Annotated in this window: 17 protein-coding genes; 9 read left to right on the top strand and 8 right to left on the bottom strand. The window is 73.6% G+C overall.

Translation table 11 applies throughout. From position 1 onward, the window contains the following. Positions 1–92 precede the first annotated feature (92 nt). Complete coding sequence (locus GKC29_RS00420) at positions 93–548, top strand: gamma-glutamylcyclotransferase (RefSeq protein WP_155328912.1); 456 nt, start codon at positions 93–95, stop codon at positions 546–548. A gap of 73 nt (positions 549–621) precedes the next feature. Here the strand turns inward: GKC29_RS00420 and GKC29_RS00425 are convergent, their stop codons facing one another. The 4 genes from GKC29_RS00425 to GKC29_RS00440 are packed head-to-tail and all read right to left on the bottom strand — an operon-like array spanning position 622 to position 3990. Continuing rightward, positions 622–1584 (bottom strand): GNAT family N-acetyltransferase, encoded by a 963-nt coding sequence (locus tag GKC29_RS00425; RefSeq protein ID WP_155328913.1) that lies wholly within the window; start codon positions 1582–1584, stop codon positions 622–624. 55 nt (positions 1585–1639) lie between these two features. Next, complete coding sequence (locus GKC29_RS00430; protein WP_155328914.1) at positions 1640–2380, bottom strand: hypothetical protein; 741 nt, start codon at positions 2378–2380, stop codon at positions 1640–1642. A gap of 38 nt (positions 2381–2418) precedes the next feature. After that, the gene (locus tag GKC29_RS00435) at positions 2419–3354 is read right to left on the bottom strand and encodes a hypothetical protein (protein WP_155328915.1); all 936 of its coding nucleotides are present in this window, start codon (positions 3352–3354) and stop codon (positions 2419–2421) included. A 6-nt stretch (positions 3355–3360) separates the two neighbouring features. Beyond that, positions 3361–3990 (bottom strand): MBL fold metallo-hydrolase, encoded by a 630-nt coding sequence (locus tag GKC29_RS00440; RefSeq protein WP_155328916.1) that lies wholly within the window; start codon positions 3988–3990, stop codon positions 3361–3363. A 154-nt stretch (positions 3991–4144) separates the two neighbouring features. On the opposite strand from GKC29_RS00440, the gene GKC29_RS00445 reads away from it, so the two are divergent. After that, positions 4145–5185, top strand: a complete 1041-nt coding sequence (locus GKC29_RS00445; protein WP_155328917.1) for a DUF4349 domain-containing protein — start codon at positions 4145–4147, stop codon at positions 5183–5185. Here GKC29_RS00445 and GKC29_RS00450 read toward each other — a convergent pair. Beyond that, complete coding sequence (locus tag GKC29_RS00450; protein ID WP_155328918.1) at positions 5142–6401, bottom strand: amidohydrolase; 1260 nt, start codon at positions 6399–6401, stop codon at positions 5142–5144. The two genes, GKC29_RS00445 and GKC29_RS00450, sit on opposite strands and share 44 nt — an antisense overlap. 656 nt (positions 6402–7057) lie before the next feature. Continuing rightward, complete coding sequence (locus GKC29_RS00455) at positions 7058–8641, bottom strand: methylmalonyl-CoA mutase (protein WP_155328919.1); 1584 nt, start codon at positions 8639–8641, stop codon at positions 7058–7060. A gap of 204 nt (positions 8642–8845) precedes the next feature. Here GKC29_RS00455 and GKC29_RS00460 point away from each other — a divergent pair, with 204 nt between their 5' ends. Together GKC29_RS00460 and GKC29_RS00465 are read left to right on the top strand one after the other, a co-directional pair. After that, positions 8846–10849, top strand: coding sequence for a serine/threonine-protein kinase (locus GKC29_RS00460; RefSeq protein WP_155328920.1), 2004 nt, complete (start codon positions 8846–8848; stop codon positions 10847–10849). 48 nt (positions 10850–10897) lie between these two features. Next, positions 10898–12619, top strand: a complete 1722-nt coding sequence (locus tag GKC29_RS00465; RefSeq protein WP_155328921.1) for a phospho-sugar mutase — start codon at positions 10898–10900, stop codon at positions 12617–12619. An 86-nt stretch (positions 12620–12705) separates the two neighbouring features. On the opposite strand, the gene GKC29_RS00470 is transcribed toward GKC29_RS00465, so the two are convergent. Together GKC29_RS00470 and upp are read right to left on the bottom strand one after the other, a co-directional pair. After that, positions 12706–13383, bottom strand: a complete 678-nt coding sequence (locus tag GKC29_RS00470; RefSeq protein ID WP_155328922.1) for a GPP34 family phosphoprotein — start codon at positions 13381–13383, stop codon at positions 12706–12708. A gap of 63 nt (positions 13384–13446) precedes the next feature. Beyond that, positions 13447–14079 carry a uracil phosphoribosyltransferase gene (gene upp, locus GKC29_RS00475; protein WP_155328923.1) on the bottom strand — a complete coding sequence of 211 codons (633 nt, stop codon included), beginning with the start codon at positions 14077–14079 and terminating at the stop codon, positions 13447–13449. Between the two features lie 124 nt (positions 14080–14203). Between upp and deoC the strand changes: the two genes are divergently transcribed. The 5 genes from deoC to GKC29_RS00500 are packed head-to-tail and all read left to right on the top strand — an operon-like array spanning position 14204 to position 18873. Beyond that, positions 14204–15163 (top strand): deoxyribose-phosphate aldolase, encoded by a 960-nt coding sequence (gene deoC, locus GKC29_RS00480; protein WP_155328924.1) that lies wholly within the window; start codon positions 14204–14206, stop codon positions 15161–15163. A gap of 5 nt (positions 15164–15168) precedes the next feature. Further along, positions 15169–16599, top strand: coding sequence for an aldehyde dehydrogenase family protein (locus GKC29_RS00485; RefSeq protein WP_155328925.1), 1431 nt, complete (start codon positions 15169–15171; stop codon positions 16597–16599). Beyond that, complete coding sequence (locus GKC29_RS00490; RefSeq protein WP_155328926.1) at positions 16592–17416, top strand: aldehyde dehydrogenase family protein; 825 nt, start codon at positions 16592–16594, stop codon at positions 17414–17416. The genes GKC29_RS00485 and GKC29_RS00490 overlap by 8 nt, the downstream gene beginning before the upstream one ends. A gap of 46 nt (positions 17417–17462) precedes the next feature. Continuing rightward, positions 17463–17957: a BlaI/MecI/CopY family transcriptional regulator gene (locus tag GKC29_RS00495; RefSeq protein ID WP_155328927.1), complete on the top strand. Its 495-nt coding sequence runs from the start codon at positions 17463–17465 to the stop codon at positions 17955–17957. A gap of 10 nt (positions 17958–17967) precedes the next feature. Next, positions 17968–18873: a M56 family metallopeptidase gene (locus tag GKC29_RS00500; protein WP_155328928.1), complete on the top strand. Its 906-nt coding sequence runs from the start codon at positions 17968–17970 to the stop codon at positions 18871–18873. The last annotated feature ends 114 nt before the right edge of the window (positions 18874–18987 follow it).

Below are 18987 nucleotides of genomic sequence, written 5' to 3' on the forward strand. Positions count from 1 at the left end.
GTCCATGCTCACAGTGACTTTCTTCTCCCGAACGCGTCCGACACGCACCGTCGTATTCTCCCCCACCGGCCGACCCGGCTATCGTCATCGCCGTGCGTCATTACGCCGCCTACGGCTCAAACCTCGACCCTGCCCGGATGCGCGCCTACTGTCCGCATTCGCCGATGGTGGGCACCGGCTGGCTCGAGGGCTGGCGGCTCACCTTCGCGGGCGAGGGCGTGATCGGCTGGGAGGGGGCGGTCAGCACGGTCGTCGAGTCTCCCGGCGACCGGGTGTTCGTGGCGCTCTACGACATCCACCCGTACGACGCGGCGCAGCTCGACGAGATCGAGGGCGTCACCGCCGGCACGTACCGGAAGCTGCACGTGCGGGTCTCGACCCTGGACGGCGACGTCACGGCGTGGATCTACGTCTTCGACGGGTACGAGGGCGGCCTGCCGACCTCGTGGTACCTGTCGGAGATCGCGAACGCCGCCGAGAAGGCGGGCGCGCCGGACGACTACGTCACGGGCCTGCGCTCCCGCCCCACCGGCACCGCCTCGGCCTAGGGACTGTCGCACGGCCTCCAGTCTGCTACTGGTCACGCCGGGGACGTGAGCCGGGCCCGCCGGAGGTCGTCAATCACACACCGGTGGCGGGTACGACCAGCTCGTACATGTCGGTCCAGCGCACCTCACGGAGCCCCACCGACTCGTAGAGGGTGACCGGCACGGTCGGGTTGGTCAGATCGACACCGAGGCCGGCCCACTCCCGGCCCTTCGCCGCGTAGGCCGAGAAGGCCCGCCACAGCAGCGCCGCACCGACCCCGCGCCGCCGGTACGCGGGCAGCACGGACAGGCTCCGCACCCACCCCTCGTTCTGCTCCAACCCCTGGTCGGAGGATTGCAGCACGCCGGCCGGTACGCCGTCGACCTCGGCGACGAACCACTCGTCCCAGGTGGTGCCGTACAGGCGGAGCTGCTCCCGCCACCGCTCGAAGCCGACCGGCTCGTAGTCCGGCGTGTCCCGGAAGGCGACGTCGAAGATCCGGTAGAACTCCCGCAGGTCCGACTCGTCGTCGCCGCGCAGCGGGCGGACGGTGACCCCGGGCGGGGGCGGCGGCTCGGCGGGCAGGTCGGCCAGGCTCCGGCGCATCCCCACGTACCGCTTGGCGAGGGTGAAGCCGGCCTCGGCGACCTCCGCCGCCCACCGGACCTCCGGAGCGAAGACGGACACGCGGGCGGTCAGCGCCGGCACGCCCCGCTCGGCGGCCCGCTCGCCCACCCGGTCGAGCATCCGGGCGAGCAGCGGGGCACGCAGGTCGTCGCCGTGCTCCGGGTCGACGTAGACCTCCACGAACTCCCGGCCCACCCCGGTCGGGTTGTCCACGGTCGCCCAGGCGACGAGCCTGCCCTCCGGATCGCTGACCACCCAGGAGTCCCGGGTCGGATCGGTGAAGGGTGCGGTGAGGGCGGCCTTGACGTCCTCGGCGTCGAAGTCCGGGTAGCCGACGGCGAAGACGTCGGCGGCGTGGACCACGGCGAGGATCGCGGGGACGTCGTCGAGGGTGGGTCGGCGGGCGGTCCAACCGGCGGGGAGGGTCACGGGGCCGATCCTGGCAAACCGCCGACCGGAGCGCCGCCGATTTTTGGCGCGCCAGTCAGGGGCGGCGCCGGTGCGCGCGGAAGGCGGCCAGGAGATCCACCAGTTCGGCACCGTCGGCCGGGCCGAGCGCCGCGAACGCCGGCGCGGCCAACCGGTCGGTCACCGCCTCCGCCCACAGCCGCCGCCGGACCAGTGGGCCCACCGGGGGGTACGGCGGCGGCCAGCCGCACGCCACGGCACCGGCCTCGCCCTCCGGCCCGGCGAGCACCGCTTCCAGCGGCGTCATGCCGGCGGCGCGTACGGCGAGCAGGTGCGCCCCGGCGAAGTGCTCCCGCAGCAGGCGCAGGCTCACCGCCACCCGGGCGCCGGCGGTCCGCTCCGGCACCGGCATCGCCCGCCACGCGGCGAACAGCGGCATGCCGGTGGCGTCCGCGGCGTCGACCGCCCGGCCCAGCAGCACGGCGAGCCGCCCGGCACCGGACACGGAGTCGAGGTTCTCGTCGCCCCACCGGCAGCACTCCGCCAGCGTCGCGGTCGCCACCCGCATCGGCCGGACGGTCCGCAGGGCCGCGTCCCAGCCGTCGGCGACCGCCTCCGGTGCGATGAACCCGAGCGCGGCGGCCACCGTCTCCGCGCGTACGTCACCGAGCGCGCCGGCCCGCCCGGCGATGTAGAACGCCCACCCGGAGATGCCGAGCAGGCGGGCCTGGCGCAGGGTGACCGGGCAGCGGGTGAACGCGTCCCCGAGCTCCAGCACCGCCGGCTTGCACCCGGCCGCCACCTGCTCCGGGGTCACGCCCCCGCTCCCCGCACCACCCGTCCGTCCACAAGGGGTCAGTCTGCCGTGCCGCCGCGGGTGCCGGCATCCTCCGCTTCGGCGTCGAGCGCCTCCACGGCCGCCTCGACCTCGCCGGTGCGGCGACGGGCGGCGGTGAGCGTCCGCTCGGCGGCCCGCCGGGCCAGCTTGGCCCGGCTCAGGTCCTGCTCCACGACGGCCCGCCGCCGCTCCAGCTCGGCCAGCTCAGTTTCGATCGCGTCGAGGGCGGCAGCGCCGTCGCGCTCGGCCTCCGTCGCGCCGGTCAGCTCCGCCTCGGCCCGTTCCTGGTCGGTACGCGCCTTCGCCAGCTCCTTCTCCAACGCGCGGCGGCGGCGGGCCCGCTCGGCCCGGGCGGCCCGTTCCGCCTGCTCGGCCCGCATCGCCGACCGGTCCGCCCCGCGGGGCCGGGGCGGCGGCTCGGCGACCTCCTCCTCGCCGCCGGTGACCAGGCGCAGCTGCGGCCGGGGCACCTCACCGAACCCGGCGTACGTGGCGGCCCGCAGCAGGCGCCCGGAGCGCACCTGCTCGGCGACCTCGGCGTCGGAGAGCGCGGCGTTGAGGGTCGCCTCCACCTCGCCCAGCGGGAGCTTCCCGGCCGGCGGGGCGCCCTCGACCCCGGCCGCCAGCTTGCGCACCTCGCCGAGCAGCGCACCGACGACCGCGCGACGCTGGGCCGACAGCTCGCGCAGCTTGGCCCCGCGCAGCTCGCGCTGGGCGGCCCGCAGTGACTCGGCGAGCTGGCCGAGGTCGGCGACCAGCTCCGGCCGCTCCAGCGCGAGCAGGTTGACCAGCCAGGCGGCCACCGTGGGGCGGCGCAGCCGGGCGATCTCCCGGGCGGTTCGCGCGTCGCCGGCACGCCGGGCCTCGGCGACCGCCGCGTCCCGCGCGGCGACGAACTTGTCGGGGGGCGTGCGGTAGAGCTGGCGCACCAGCTCCCGGGGCGGATCCGGCATCGCCGCTCAGGCGTCGACCCGGGTGCCCGGTTCGAGCCGCCGGTAATCCCCCTCGAAGAGCCGGCTGAAGTTGCCGTTCAGCACGCCCAGCCCGTTGTCGTTGAGGTAACCGTCGTGCAGCGCGTACGCCCGGCGCGGCGCCACCGCGCGGAGGAAGTCCAGCGATTCGGAGAACTTGGTCCACGGGGCGTGGATCGGCAGGAAGAGCGTGTCCACCTCGATGTCGTCGGGGACGACGAGGGAGTCGCCCGGGTGGTAGACCCGCTCGTCGATCAGGTACGCCAGGTTCTCCACCACCGGGATGTCGGGGTGGATCACGGCGTGCCGCCCGCCGTAGGTGCGGACCGGGACGCCGGCCGCGGTGAACCGGCCACCCGCCTCGACCGGCGTGAGCACGTCGGCGAGACCGTCCAGTGTGGCGGCGAGCGAGGCCGGGCCGTACACGGCGAACGGGCGGCGGTCGTGCTGCTCGACCAGGGCCGCCACATCGACGTGGTCGGGGTGCTCGTGGGTGATCAGTACGGCGTCCGCGCCGTCCAGCGCGGCCCGCTCGCTGACGATCCCCGGGTCGACGACCAGGACCCCGCCGTCGTGCTCGACGCGTACGCAGGAGTGGCCGTACTTGGTCAGCCGCATTCGTGACTCCTCGATTATCGAATCGTGACGTCCTCAGCGCAGTCTGCCGGAACGGACGCGGCACCGCGTCCCGTCTGACCGATCGCCCCGGTCACGGGGCTGCGGACAAGGCGCGGGCCGGCCCGGAGGCCGGCCGCCGACGATCGGAGCGGGGATGGGCGGAATCGGACCACGCCGGCGGGGTGTGGTGCTCGCGGCAGCGCTGGTGGCGGTACTCGCCGCCGGCGGCTGCGGCGGCGGGAGCGGCGGGCACGACAGCGCGGCGGAGCAGCCGGTCACCGGCGTGGAGGGCGGCACGGACCGGGGCGGGCCGGCGGCCGCCGACGCGCAGGCCGGGGCCGGGCAGCCCGGGACGGCGGCGGGCGGCGCACCGGCGGACCTGCGGGTCGACCAGCGCGCCATCGTCTACACCGGCTCGATGCGGGTACAGGTGCAGGACGTGGACCGGGCCGCCCGGGACGCGATCGCACTGACCACGACGGCCGGCGGTTTCGTCGGCGGCGACCAGCGGCGCAGCGCCGACGGGGACGCCACCGCCGAGCTGACGCTGCGGGTGCCGGCCGCGAAGTTCACCACGGTGGTGGACGAGATCGCCAAGCTGGGCACGCGGCAACGCCAGGAGATCAGCACCGAGGACGTGACCGAGGAGACGGTCGACCTGGACGCCCGGATCGCCACCCAGCGGGCCCGGGTCGAGAACGGCCGGCGACTGCTGGCCCGGGCCACCTCGATCACCGACCTGGTGTCGCTGGAGAACGAGCTGGCCCGCCGCGAGGCCGACCTGGCCTCGCTCGAGGCGAAGAAGCGCCGGCTCGCCGATCTCACCGCCCTCTCCACGATCACGGTGTCGCTGGTCGGGCCGGAGGCCCGCCCGGTCGACGGGGAGGAACGGGTGGGCTTCCTGGCCGGGCTCGACGCCGGGTGGAAGGTCTTCCTGGCCTCGCTGACCGTGCTGCTGACCGTCCTCGGGGCGCTGCTTCCGTGGCTGGTCACGGTGGGCGTACCGGTGGGCCTGCTGGTGTGGCTGGTGCGCCGCCGCCGGCCGCAGCCGGCGCTGGTCGCCGCGATGCCGGCCACCGCCACCGCCGGCCCGGCCACCGCCACCGCGGCGCCGGAGACGGCGGGTCAGGGCGTCGGGAACCCGGGCGGGATCAGCTCGCCACCGCCAGTGCCCGGAGCGCGGTCTGCACCATGACCCGGACGCCGGCCGGGATGGCCCGCTCGTCCACGTCGAACGACGCGCGGTGCAGGTCGACGTTCGGGCCGGAGCGGCCGACGCCGAGGCGGGCGAGGGCGCCGGGGACGTACTCCAGGTACCAGGAGAAGTCCTCGCCGCCCATGCTCTGCGGGGTCTCGGCGATGCCCTCCGGGCCGAGCGCGGCGGCGGTGGCCGCGGTGAGGATCTGGATGGCCCGGGAGTCGTTGCTGACCGGGGGCCGGCCGCGCAGGTACTCCAGGTCCACCGTCGCCCCGGTCGGCGCGATCACGTCCCGCACGACCTGACCGACCACCTTCGGGGCCAGTTCCCACGTGTCGCGGTCCATCACCCGCAGCGTGCCGGCCGCGCAGGCCTCCGACGGGATGACGTTGTACCGGGTGCCGGCCGAGGCGTGGCCGAACACCAGCAGCAGCCCGCTGTTGGCCGGCACCCGCCGGGCGACGAGGGCGGGGACCTCGGTGATGAGCCGGCCCAGCGCGTCCACCAGGTCGACGGTGAGGTGCGGTCGGGCGGTGTGCCCGCCCGGGCCGGTGAGGCGGACGGTCACGTTGTCGGCGGCCGCGGTGATCGGCCCGACCCGCAGGCCGACCTTGCCCACCGGCAGGTTCGGGTCGCAGTGCAGCGCGAAGATCTGCGCGACGTCGTCGAGACCACCGGCCTCGATGACCTCGAGCGAGCCGCAGGGCAGGATCTCCTCGGCCGGCTGGAAGATCAGGCGCACCCGGCCGGGCAGCTCCCCGAGGTCGGCGAGCTGGGCGAGGAGCATGCCCACACCGAGCAGGATCGTGGTGTGCACGTCGTGGCCGCAGGCGTGGCAGACCCCGTCGACCGTGGAGCGGTACGGCACGTCCTTGGTGTCGGTCAACGGCAGCGCGTCGATGTCGGCGCGGAGCGCGATCACCGGGCCGTCGGGGCGACCGTCGATGTCGCAGATGACGCCGTTGCCCTTGGGCAGCATTCGCGGGCGCAGCCCGGCGAGGGACAGCTCACGGGCGACCAGGGCGGCGGTCTCGAACTCCTCGCCGGAGAGTTCCGGGTGCGAGTGGATGTGACGGCGGGTGGCGATCAACCCGGGTACCCGGAGGGCGAGCAGGTGGTCCAGCTCGAAGGGCAGGGGCTGGGACCCGGTCGGCGCCTCAATCCAGGACGACGCCAGCTGGCTGCCGGTCGGCAGCGTCAACGCACTCGTCACGTCGAATTCTCGATCACTAGAAATGGATGGATCTTCAGGAACAGCAGACAGCCTAGACCTCCGGCGGTGACGCTGCGCAACCTCGTTCCGGTAGCGGTCGGAGCGCGCTGCGTCACGAACACCCTGCTCGGGGCGCTCGTAAATCAGCGGGACAGCAGGTAGATCGCGGTCGAACGCCGTCATCTGCCCCACACCTCCTACAACGCGTAACCGTTTCGCGGGTCACGAAATCGTCACCGGCTCCGAGCCGTCTTTCCGAATTGTGGCATTAGTCGGATGTGTTAACTGACACTCCGACAACTACCCGACCACGCTCGGCGACGAGGCCCCGCAGACGTTCACACGTTCGGGCTGCACCCGACCGCACACGGTGTGCGTCCCCGATCACCCGGCCGGGTTACCCGGAAAAGGTCTCCGGCACACGCCGCGACCGGTGGGCCGCGCCGCCCCGGGGGCGGGAGCGGGCGCCGGCGTCGTCGCGCGCGCCCCTCTCCGCGTCTGCGCCGCCGACGGGCGGCGGGGAGGTGGCGACAACTGTACGCCGTCGATCACACCCCCGCCGACCTGCGCCGCCCGTACGACAACACGAGGCGCCACCCGGACAAGTCTCCGGGTGGCGCCTCGACGAGATCTCGACGAGCGCGCGACGCGTGCCGTCAGAAGCGGTCCGACGGCCGGTAGAGACCCCACACCTGGCGCAGCGTGCCGCAGACCTCCCCCACGGTGGCGCGCGTCCGCAGCGCCTCCTTCATCGGGTAGAGCACGTTGTCGCCGCCCTCGGCGGCGGCGCGCAGCTCCGCCAGGGCCCGCTCGACGGCGTCGTTGTCCCGCTCCGCACGGAGCTTCGCCAGCCGCTCCGCCTGGGCCGCCTCGATCGCCGGATCGACGCGCAGCGGCTCGTACGGCTCCTCCTCGTCGATCGCGAACCGGTTGAGGCCCACCACGACCCGCTCGCCGGAGTCGATCTCCTGCGCGATCCGGTATGCGGACTGCTCGATCTCACGCTTCTGGAAGCCGGCCTCGATGGCGTCGACCGCCGACCCGTGCTCGAAGACCCGCTGCACCAACGCGTCCGCGGCGGTCTCGATCTCGTCGGTCATGGCCTCCACCACGTACGACCCGGCGAACGGGTCGACGGTGGCGGTCAGATCCGTCTCGTACGCGAGCACCTGCTGGGTCCGCAGCGCGAGCCGGGCGGCCTTCTCGGTCGGCAGCGCGATCGCCTCGTCGAAGCTGTTGGTGTGCAGCGACTGGGTGCCGCCGAGCACCGCGCCGAGCCCCTGCACCGCCACCCGGACCAGGTTCACCTCCGGCTGCTGGGCGGTGAGCTGCACCCCCGCGGTCTGGGTGTGGAACCGCAGCATCATCGACTTCGGGTTCTTCGCGCCGAACTCGTCCCGCATCAGCCGGGCCCAGATCCGCCGGGCGGCGCGGAACTTCGCCACCTCCTCCAGCAGCGTCGTACGGGCGACGAAGAAGAACGACAGCCGGGGGGCGAAGTCGTCGACGGCGAGCCCGGCGGCCACCGCGGCGCGCACGTACTCGACGCCGTTGGCCAGGGTGAACGCGATCTCCTGCACGGGCGACGCGCCGGCCTCCGCCATGTGGTAGCCGGAGATGGAGATGGTGTTCCACTTCGGCACCTCCTTGCGGCAGTACGCGAAGGTGTCCGCGACCAGGCGCAGCGACGGCTTCGGCGGGAAGATGTACGTGCCCCGGGCGATGTACTCCTTGAGGATGTCGTTCTGGATCGTGCCGTTCAGCGCCGAGCCGGGCACGCCGTTCTCCTCGGCGACCAGTTGGTAGAGCAGGAGCAGCACCGAGCCGGGGGCGTTGATGGTCATCGAGGTGGAGACCTTGTCCAGCGGGATGCCGTCGAAGAGCAGCCGCATGTCCTCGATGGAGTCGATGGCGACACCGACCTTGCCGACCTCACCGTGCGCGATCGGGTCGTCCGAGTCGTACCCCATCTGGGTCGGCAGGTCGAAGGCGACGGACAGGCCCATCGTGCCGGCCCGCAGCAGCTGGTGGTACCGCGCGTTGGACTCGGTGGCGGTGCCGAAGCCGGCGTACTGGCGCATCGTCCAGGGGCGCGACGTGTACATGGTGGGGTAGACCCCGCGGGTGTACGGGTACTCGCCCGGGCCGCCCAGCCGGGAGTCCAGGTCCCCGGGGAGGTCGGCCGCCGTGTACACGCCCTTGATCGGGAAACCGGACTCGCTTGACCGCCGTTCGCTCATCCCCGGATGGTAGGACGAGCTGGCCGGGCCCCGGGTGAGGGATTCCGCACACTCCGTCCCGGACGGTCGACCAGAGGTGAAGGGTCGGGCACGTACCGTCAGTTCACCAAACGTCCGCCGCGTCGGCTTTCGCATCGGGCCCCGGAACCAGCAAGATAGGGGGGTTGTGTCCCAGCCCCCTCGATATCCCCCGGTGGCTCTTCAGTGACTCAGATCCCGACGTGGAGCGGCGGACCAGTCAGTCCCCCCAGCGGCCGCGCGACATCCGGCACCACCATCGGCGGGCGCTATTCGTTGCGCTCGGCGGTGGGCAACGGCGGAATGGGCACGGTCTGGCGTGCGACAGACACGCTGCTGCGCCGGGACGTGGCCGTCAAGGAGGTCGTGCTGCCTCCGGGGCTGGCCCCCAGCGACCGTGACGCGATGTACGAGCGCACCCTGCGCGAGGCGCGGGCCGCCGCCGCGATCCAGCACCCGGCCGTGGTCCAGGTCTACGACGTGGTCACCGAGGGCGGCCGGCCGTGGATCGTGATGGAGCTGCTCGACGCCCGCAGCCTCGCCGACATGGTGATCGAGGACGGGCCGGTCGCGCAGCGGGTGGTCGCGAAGATCGGCATCGCGCTGCTCGGCGCGCTGGAGGTGGCGCACGCGATCGGCGTGCTGCACCGCGACGTCAAGCCGGCCAACGTGCTGATCTGCTCGGACGGCCGCTGCGTGCTGACCGACTTCGGCGTGGCCCGGATGCCCACCGACGTGCAGCTCACCACGCCCGGCATGGTGCTCGGCTCGCCGCACTTCATCTCGCCCGAGCGGGCCATGGGCCAGGATTTCGGCCCGCCCAGCGACCTGTTCTCCCTCGGGGTGACGCTCTACACGGCGGTCGAGGGGCGGCCACCGTTCGACAAGGGCGACCCGATCGAGACGATGCACGCCGTCGTCGAGGACCCGCCCGCCCCACCGCAGCGCAGCGGCCCGCTGGTTCCCGTGCTGATGGGCCTGCTGGAGAAGGACCCGGCCCGCCGGCTGGACGTGCACACCGCCCGGGCCATGCTGCGTGAGCTGCTCGCCGGCCCGCTGACCAGCACCGCCGCCGCGGTCCACTCGGTGACCGACCCGTACTCGGTGGTCCCCGTCCAGCAGCGGCCGTTGCCACCCGCGCCGGCCGTCCAGCCGGAGCAGCCGAAGCCGAGCGGCCAGATCGGCGGGCGCGCGATGCTCGCGCCGGGCGAGTCGCTCACCGACCGGCTGGCGGCGTTACGCCGGGGCGGACGCCCGGCGATCGGTGCCGGCAAGGCCGCCGCGATGGACGACACCAGCGCCGACGCGCTCGCCGGGCCGCTGCACACGCCCACCGGCGCGATGCCCGCACCGGGCCGGACCTACGGCGCCGACACCACCCAACGGGTCGGCGGCTACGGCGGCGCGCCCGACGCCACCCAGCACATCGCCGCCGGCGGCTACGGCGGCCCGCCGCACGTCACCCAGCAGCTGGGCGGTGCCCAGTGGTCGGTGCCGGGCACCGGCCAGGCGTGGGCGCCGCCGGCCACCCCGGCCGGCGGTGGACTCGTCGGCCGGGTGCGCGGCACCGGTGGCCAGCTCGTCGGCCGGGTCAAGGGCTGGCCGCGCAAGGTCCAGCTGGCCGCCGCCGGCGGGCTCGCCGTGGTGCTCCTGCTCGGCGTCATCGCCCTGTCCGGCGGCGACGACAGGCCGCCGGGCACTCCGCAGGCGGCACCCACCTCGGCGGCTCCGGCCGCCGGGGTGCCGGAGATGGCGGAACACTCGGCCCGCGGCGTCCGGGTGCTCGTACCCAAGGGCTGGAAGAAGGCCACCGGCGGGTCGTACACGGACTACATCGACCCGGAGGACAGCGGCCGCAAGGTCCGCATCATCACCGAGAAGTGGACCACCACCTCGGAGCGGTGGGCGGAGACCGCGGAGAACGGGCTGAAGACCCGCTCCACGTCCTGCGTCAAGCCGTACAGCCAGGTCACCTCGGACATGGGCGCCCAGCTGGGCGGCAAGCCCGCCGCCGAATTCGAGTACACGTGCGGTGAGGGCGACACCATGCGGCACGGCGTGTGGCGGGGAGTGGCCCACGATGGCAAGGCGTACTCGTTCTACCTGACCTCGACCGACGCCAAGTTCGCGGAGAGCAAGCCGATCTTCGACGAGATGGTGCGGTCGTTCCAGCTCACCGACGCCGGCTGAGCCGAGGGCGAGCCCACGTGATGATCCGCCGGCGTGCTATCAAGAGGCATGCCGGCGGACACCACTGACATCGACGACATTCGCGAGCAAGCCCGGCGCTGGCTCGACGACGACCCGGACCCGGCCAGCCGCGCGGAACTACAGGCGGTGCTCGACCGGCTGCCGGTCAGCGCGCCCGAGCTGGCCGACCGCTTCGCCGGCCCGCTGACCTTCGGCACGGCGGGCCTGCGCGGCCCGCTGCGTGCCGGCCCGAACGGGATGAACCTCGCGGTGGTCACCCAGGCCGCCGCCGGGCTGGTCGCCTGGCTCGCGGCCCAGGGCGGCTCCGGTCCGCTGGTGATCGGGTACGACGCCCGGCACGGCTCCCGTGCCTTCGCCGAACGGACCGCCCAGGTCGCCACCGGCGCCGGCCGGCCGGCCCTGCTGCTCCCCCGGCCGCTGCCCACGCCGGTCCTCGCGTACGCGGTGCGCCGGCTCGGCGGGGTCGCCGGGGTGATGGTGACGGCCAGCCACAACCCGCCGCAGGACAACGGCTACAAGGTCTACCTCGGCGCGGAGCTGGGCGGTGAGCTGGGCGCCGGCGCGCAGATCGTGCCTCCGGCGGACGCCGGTATCGAGGCGGCCATCCGGGCGGTCGGCCCGCTGGCCGAGGTCCCGCTGGGCCCGCCCGGGCAGGTGCTCGGCGACGACCTGGTGACGTCGTACGTCGAGCGGGCCGCCGCGGTGGTGGCGCCGGACGGGCCCCGCGACCTGACGGTGGCGTACACCCCGCTGCACGGGGTCGGGGCGGCGGTGCTCACGGCGGCGTTCGCGCGGGCCGGGTTCGCCGTCCCCGGTATGGTGCCCGACCAGGCCGAGCCGGATCCGGCGTTCCCCACCGTGTCGTTCCCGAACCCGGAGGAGCCCGGCGCGGTCGACCGGCTGACCGCCCTGGCCGGGTCGACCGGCGCGGACCTCGCCATCGCCAACGACCCGGACGCGGACCGCTGCGCGGTGGTGGTGCGGGAGACCGACCCGGCGACGAGCGCCCGCGCCGAGGTGGCCGGTCCAGGGGCGGGTGGAGGGGCACCGGGCTGGCGGATGCTGCGCGGTGACGAGGTGGGTGTGCTCCTCGCCGACCACCTGATGCGACGCGGCGTCACCGGCCTCTACGCCACCACCATCGTCTCGTCGTCGCTGCTGCGCGCGATGTGCACCGCCCGGAACCTGCCGTACGACGAGACGCTGACCGGATTCAAGTGGATCGTGCGGGCCGGTGGCGGGTCGGCGCCGCTGGTCTTCGGCTACGAGGAGGCGCTCGGCTACTGCGTCGCCCCGGACATGGTCCGCGACAAGGACGGCATCACCGCCGCGCTGACCGTGGCCGAGCTGGCCGCCGGCCTCAAGGCCCAGGGGCGGACGCTCACCGACCGGCTCGACGAACTGGCCGCCGAGTTCGGCGTGCACCACACCGACCAGCTCTCGGTACGCGTCGACGACCTGCGGGTGATCGCCGTGATGATGGACCGGATCCGGGCCGCCACCCCGGACACCCTGCTCGGCCAGCCGGTCACCGAATCCCGGGACCTGCTGCCCGAGGCGGACGTCGTCATCCTGCGCAGCGCCGCCGCCCGGGTGGTGATCCGGCCCTCCGGGACCGAGCCGAAGCTCAAGGCGTACCTGGAGGTGGTGGAGCCGGTCGCGGGCGGCGACGTCGCCGCGGCCCGGACCCGGGCGGCGGCCGCCGTCGCGACGCTACGCACCGAGGTGGCCACCGCGCTGGGGGTGTAAGGAAGGGCCCCTTCTTAACGCCTGCGGTAGAGGAAGGGCCCCTTGTTAACAGCCAAGGGTGTTAACAAGGGGCCCTTCCTTACAGCTCAGCGGCGGGGGCCGAGGGCGGCGTCGACGGCATGGCCGAGGGCGGTCACGACCAGCGCCACGGACGGACGGACCACCGAGTCCTCGAGACTGACGTCGCCGGAGAACCCGGCCCCGCTGGCGATCTCCGTCAGCCGACGGCGGGCGTCGGCGGCGGTCCCGCCGTCGACGCCGAGCGCCGGCTCCATCCGGAGCACCGCGACCAGCGTGGCCAGCGCGGCGGTCCGCTCGTCGGGGGCGGCGGAGCCGGTCAGCGCCTCCGCGAGCCGGCGGCGGGTGTCCGCCTCCACGCTCGGGTCGACCACCGGGTAGCGGTGCACGTGGATGAAGCCCAGCTCGGTCTCGTCGACGTCGCGGACGACGCCCTGGCGGCACAGGTCACCGAGGATCCGGTCGCGCAGCCCGTGCCGGAGCCGTTGCACCCAGGACGAGGGGCTGTGCGGGGTGTCCGCCCCGATCTTGGCGAGCACCTGGTCGGCGACCGGCTCGCCGGTCGGCGTCGGGTCGACCACCGCGAGGTTGCCGTCGGCGTACGCGATCCGTCCGGCCAGGGCCAACTCGATGAGCACGGCGGCGGCCATGCCCAGGTCGAGGCTGATCCGGGGCATGGTCGCCTTGCCGGTCTCGTCGTCGTACGCGAGGAGGAGCAACTCCTCGGCGAGCGCAACACCAGTCATGGCCAGGAACGCTAGCGCCTGTCCGCACCCCCGTGCGCCGGGACGCGCCCGACGCCGGAGCGCTCAGAAGCGGGGCATGCCGCCGAACTGGCGGTCGCCCGCGTCGCCGAGGCCGGGGACGATGAACATGCGGTCGTTGAGGCCCTCGTCGACCGATGCCGTCACCAGGCGCAGCGGCAGGCCGGAGCGCTCCAGCCGCTCGATGGCCATGGGGGCGGCCAGCACACAGAGCACGGTGATGTCGGTGCAGCCCCGGTCGGCCAGCAGCCGGCAGCAGTGCTCCAGCGAGCCGCCGGTGGCCACCATCGGCTCGAGGACCAGCACCGGCCGGCCGCTCAGGTCCCGCGGCAGCGACTCCATGTACGCGCGCGGCTCGAAGGTCTCCTCGTCCCGAGCCAGGCCGACGAAGCCCATCGACGACTCCGGCAGCAGGCCGAGCGCCGCGTCGGCCATGCCGAGACCCGCCCGCAGCACCGGCACCAGCAGCGGCGGGTTGGCCAGCCGGGTGCCCTCGGTGGCGGTGACCGGGGTCTGCACCGGGTACCGCTCGACGGGGAAGGAGCGCGCGGCTTCGTACACCAGCATGGTGGTGAGTTCGTGCAGCGCGGCCCGGAACGAGGCGGAGTCGGTCCGGGCGTCGCGCATCGCGGTCAGCCGCGACTGGGCGAGCGGGTGGTCAATGACGAGTACGTCCACGGTCGCTCAACCTACCCGCCCGCCGCGACGGGCACCGCCGGTGTGGCCGGACCAGCGACGGCGCTCACCCGAACCCCCGCCGTGGCCAAGATCACGTACCGGTGACGTGCGTAGACTTCGGGTCATGACGGCGACAGCGACGTCGGCCCGGTCGGACCTCTCCGAGCTGGGACGATCCGAGACCGCTCTGCGGACCTTCCTGCACGGCCTGCCCGGCGTGGACCAGGTCGGCGCGGAGCAGCGGGCGGCCCAGCTCGGCACCCGCTCCATCAAGACCACGGCCAAGGCCCAGGCGATCGACCTGGCGATCCGGATGGTCGACCTGACCACGCTCGAAGGGGCCGACACCCCCGGCAAGGTGCGGGCGCTCGCCGCGAAGGCCCTGCGCCCCGACCCGGCCGACCCGTCCTGCCCGCACGTCGGCGCGGTCTGCGTCTACCCCGCGATGGTCCCCTACGTGGCCGAGGTGCTCCAGGGCAGCGGCGTGCACCTGGCCAGCGTGGCGACCGCCTTCCCGTCCGGGCAGGCGCCGCTGGAGGTCAAGCTCGCCGACACCCGGGCGGCCGTCGAGGCCGGTGCCGACGAGATCGACATGGTGATCAACCGGGGCGCGTTCCTGGCCGGCCGCTACCAGGAGGTCTACGACGAGATCGTGGCCACCAAGGAGGCCTGCGGGGACGCCCACCTGAAGGTGATCCTGGAGACCGGTGAGCTGGCCACGTACGACAACGTGCGCCGCGCCTCCTGGCTGGCGATGCTGGCCGGCGGCGACTTCATCAAGACCTCGACCGGCAAGGTCCCGGTGGCGGCCACCCCACCGGTGACGCTGGTGATGCTGGAGGCGGTCCGCGACTTCCGCGCCGCCACCGGCCGGCAGGTCGGCGTGAAGCCCGCCGGCGGCATCCGGACCAGCAAGGACGCCATCAAGTACCTGGTCATGGTCAACGAGACGGTCGGCCCGGACTGGCTGGACCCGGACTGGTTCCGCTTCGGCGCCTCCACCCTCCTGAACGACCTGCTGATGCAGCGCACCAAGCTGAAGACCGGCGTGTACTCCGGTCCCGACTACTTCACCCTGGACTGAGCGCGATGTTCGAATACGCACCCGCCCCCGAGTCGCGCTCGGTGGTGGACATCAAGCCCTCGTACGGGCTGTTCATCGACGGCGAGTTCGTCGACCCCACCGACGGCGGCACGTTCAAGTCGGTCAACCCGGCCACCGAGGAGGTCCTCGCCGAGGTCGCCGAGGGCGGCGCCGGCGACGTCGACCGTGCGGTCCGCGCGGCGCGGACGGCGTACGAGAAGGTCTGGGGGCCGATGCCGGGCCGGGACCGGGCCAAGTACCTGTTCCGCATCGCCCGGATCATCCAGGAGCGCTCGCGCGAGCTGGCCGTCCTGGAGTCGCTGGACAACGGCAAGCCGATCAAGGAGTCCCGCGACGTCGACATCCCGCTGGTCGCCGCGCACTTCTTCTACTACGCCGGCTGGGCCGACAAGCTGCCGTACGCGGGCTTCGGCCCCGACCCCAAGCCGCTCGGCGTGGCCGCGCAGGTCATCCCGTGGAACTTCCCGCTGCTCATGCTGGCCTGGAAGATCGCCCCGGCGCTCGCGGCGGGTAACACGGTGGTGCTCAAGCCCGCCGAGACCACCCCGCTCACCGCCCTGCTCTTCGCGGAGATCTGCCAGCAGGCCGACCTGCCGGCCGGCGTGGTCAACATCGTCACCGGGGCCGGCGACACCGGCCGGGCGCTGGTCGAGCACCCGGGCGTGGACAAGGTGGCCTTCACCGGCTCCACCGAGGTGGGCAAGGCCATCGCCCGCGCGGTGGCCGGCACCCGCAAGAAGGTCACCCTGGAGCTGGGCGGCAAGGCCGCCAACATCGTCTTCGACGACGCGCCGGTGGACCAGGCCGTCGAGGGGATCGTCAACGGCATCTTCTTCAACCAGGGGCACGTCTGCTGTGCCGGGTCCCGGCTGCTGATCCAGGAGTCCGTCGCCGACCGGGTGCTGGAGTCGCTGAAGCGCCGGATGGCTCAGCTGCGGGTCGGCGACCCGCTGGACAAGAACACCGACATCGGCGCGATCAACTCGGCCGCGCAGCTCGCCCGCATCAGGGATCTCTCCGACGCCGGCGCGGCCGAGGGCGCCGAGCGCTGGTCGCCGCCGTGCGAGCTGCCCGACCGCGGCTTCTGGTTCGCGCCCACGATCTTCACCGGGGTCACCCAGGCCCACCGGATCGCCCGGGAGGAGATCTTCGGGCCGGTGCTGTCGGTGCTGACCTTCCGCACCCCGGCCGAGGCCGTCGAGAAGGCCAACAACACCCCGTACGGGCTGTCGGCCGGGATCTGGACCGACAAGGGCTCCCGGATCCTGTGGATGGCCGACCGGCTCCGCGCCGGCGTGGTCTGGGCCAACACGTTCAACAAGTTCGACCCGACCTCGCCGTTCGGCGGGTACAAGGAGTCGGGCTACGGTCGCGAGGGCGGCCGGCACGGGCTGGAGGGCTACCTGAATGTCTGAGCGGGTCGCGGTACGCAAGACGTACAAGCTCTTCATCGGCGGGAAGTTCCCGCGCAGCGAGTCGGGACGGTCGTACATCGTGCAGGACGCCAACGTCGCCCTCTCCTCCCGCAAGGACGCGCGGGACGCGGTGGTCGCCGCCCGCGCCGCCGTGAAGGGGTGGGCCGGGGCGACCGCGTACAACCGGGGTCAGATCCTCTACCGGGTCGCCGAGATGCTGGAGGGCCGCCGCGAGCAGTTCGGCGCCCTGGGTCTTCGCGACGAGGAGGTGTACGCCGCGATCGACCGCTGGGTCTGGTACGCCGGCTGGTCCGACAAGCTCCCCCAGGTGTACGGGGGCGCCAACCCGGTCGCCGGTCCGTACTTCAACCTGTCGGCTCCGGAGCCGACCGGCGTGGTGGCCGTGGTGGCGCCGGAGGCTCCGGCGCTGCTGGGCCTGGTCAGCGTGATCGCCCCGGCGATCGTCACCGGCAACACGGTCGTGGTGGCGGCGTCGCCGTCGGCGCCGCTCGCGGCGGTGACCCTGGCCGAGGTGCTGGCCACCTCCGACCTGCCCGGCGGTGTGGTGAACATCCTCACCGGTCGCCTCGCCGAGACGGTGCCGACGCTGGCCAGCCACATGGACGTCAACGCGATCGACCTGACCGGGGTGGCCGACGCCGGCCTCGCCGCCGACCTGGAGGTCAAGGCCGCGGAGAACCTCAAGCGGGTGCTCCGGCCGGCTCCGGCCGACCACGACTGGTTCGCCGACCCGGGCGTCACCCGGATGACCACCCTCCTGGAGACGAAGACGGTCTGGCACCCGAAGGGAGTCTGATCCGTCCCGTCGGGGGAAGCTCTACTACGCGGGGTAGGATTGTGGCGTGACTCGGCTCGGTGATCTCGAACGTGCGGTGATGGACGTGCTGTGGGACTCGGTCCCCGCCACGTCGGACGGCGTCACCGTGCGCGAGGTGGCCGACGCCCTGGCCGGGCGGGAGCTGGCGTACACGACCGTGATGACGGTGCTGGACCGGCTCGCGGGCAAGGGCATGGTGCAGCGCGAGCGCGAGGGGCGGGCCTGGCGGTACCGGGCCGCCGGGAGCCGCGAGGCGCACATCGCCCAGCTCATGCTCGACGCGCTGGACCTCGGCGGCAGCCGGGACGCGGCGCTGGTGCGCTTCGCCCGCTCGGTCACCGGCACCGAGGCCGACGTGCTGCGCGCGGCGCTCGGCGCCGAGGCCGGTCGGAGCGACACCGCCACCCCGGCGGAGGGCACCGGGCCGGCTGACGCCGGGCCGCTCACCCAGCGGGTCGAGACTCCCACGACCGACCGGGCCGGGCGGGTACGCCTGGCCGACGAGGCGGCGGACCGGTAGGGGCGGGGCCATGTCCTACGCGGTGCACTTCGGCGTCTCGGTGCTGGCCTGCTGGCTCACCGCGCAGGTGCTGGCGGGCTCGAGGTGGACGTGGCACAGCCCCCGGGTCGCGATCCTCTGCTGGCAGGCGGTCGGGCTGGCCGTCGGCCTCTCCGCGATGGGCCTGCCGATCGCCCTGGGCCTGGCGGCGTACGACCGGCCGACCGGCAGCGCCCTGTGGGCGCTCGCCACGGACCTGGGCGACGGCACCCTGCCGGTCGGGGTGGGCGCGATCCATCTGGGGCTGGTCGGCGTGGGTTTCGGCATCGGGGCGGTGCTGCTGACCACGACCGTCCGCAGCGTGCATGCCGCCGTCCGCGCCCAGCGCCGTCACCGCGACCTGCTGACGCTGGTCGCCCGCCGGGACCCGACCGTGCCGGGGGCGCTGGTGCTCGACCACCCCAGCGCTGCGGCGTACTGCCTGCCGGGGGTGCGGCCCCGCGTGGTGGTGAGCGCCGGCACCCTCGACCTGCTGGACCGGGCCGAGCTGGCGGCTGTGCTCACCCACGAGCGGGCGCACGCCCAGGAGCGGCATGACCTCGTGCTGCTGCCGTTCACCGCGCTCTGCCGGGCGCTGCCGTGGGTCGGGTGGGTGCGTGACGCGCACGAGCGGGTCGCCCTGCTGGTCGAGATGCGCGCCGACGACAAGGCCCGTGAGCTGCACGACGAGGCGCCCCTGGCGGGTGCGCTGCGCCGCTTCGCGGCCGCCGGCGCCCGGATCACGCCGGCCGGCACGCTCGGCATGGGCGACCGGGACCTGGACGTCCGGGTGCAGCGCCTGCTGGATTCGGGCCGGCCGTCCCGGCTGATCGGGGCGGCGGCGCTCAGCGTGGCGTCGACCCTGGCCGCCCTGCCGGTCTCCCTCTTCCTCAGCTGAGCCTGGCGCGCCGGCGGTCTCGACCGGCCGACCGACCCCCACGATTACTACGTAATGTCGTAGAGTTCCCTACGACATTACGTAGTAGCGGCTATAGGTAGTCAGACTACGTGT

The sequence above is a fragment of the Micromonospora sp. WMMC415 genome (assembly GCF_009707425.1).
Lineage (GTDB): Bacteria > Actinomycetota > Actinomycetes > Mycobacteriales > Micromonosporaceae > Micromonospora.

Excerpts from the sequence above, each read along its gene's own strand:
- GKC29_RS00435 (WP_155328915.1), bottom strand. The coding sequence starts at position 3,354 with ATGCCGGATCCGCCCCGGGAGCTGGTGCGCCAGCTCTACCGCACGCCC.
- GKC29_RS00440 (WP_155328916.1), bottom strand. The coding sequence starts at position 3,990 with ATGCGGCTGACCAAGTACGGCCACTCCTGCGTACGCGTCGAGCACGAC.
- GKC29_RS00445 (WP_155328917.1), top strand. The coding sequence starts at position 4,145 with ATGGGCGGAATCGGACCACGCCGGCGGGGTGTGGTGCTCGCGGCAGCG.
- GKC29_RS00455 (WP_155328919.1), bottom strand. The coding sequence starts at position 8,641 with ATGAGCGAACGGCGGTCAAGCGAGTCCGGTTTCCCGATCAAGGGCGTG.
- GKC29_RS00465 (WP_155328921.1), top strand. The coding sequence starts at position 10,898 with ATGCCGGCGGACACCACTGACATCGACGACATTCGCGAGCAAGCCCGG.
- GKC29_RS00470 (WP_155328922.1), bottom strand. The coding sequence starts at position 13,383 with ATGACTGGTGTTGCGCTCGCCGAGGAGTTGCTCCTCCTCGCGTACGAC.
- deoC (WP_155328924.1), top strand. The coding sequence starts at position 14,204 with ATGACGGCGACAGCGACGTCGGCCCGGTCGGACCTCTCCGAGCTGGGA.
- GKC29_RS00485 (WP_155328925.1), top strand. The coding sequence starts at position 15,169 with ATGTTCGAATACGCACCCGCCCCCGAGTCGCGCTCGGTGGTGGACATC.
- GKC29_RS00490 (WP_155328926.1), top strand. The coding sequence starts at position 16,592 with ATGTCTGAGCGGGTCGCGGTACGCAAGACGTACAAGCTCTTCATCGGC.
- GKC29_RS00500 (WP_155328928.1), top strand. The coding sequence starts at position 17,968 with ATGTCCTACGCGGTGCACTTCGGCGTCTCGGTGCTGGCCTGCTGGCTC.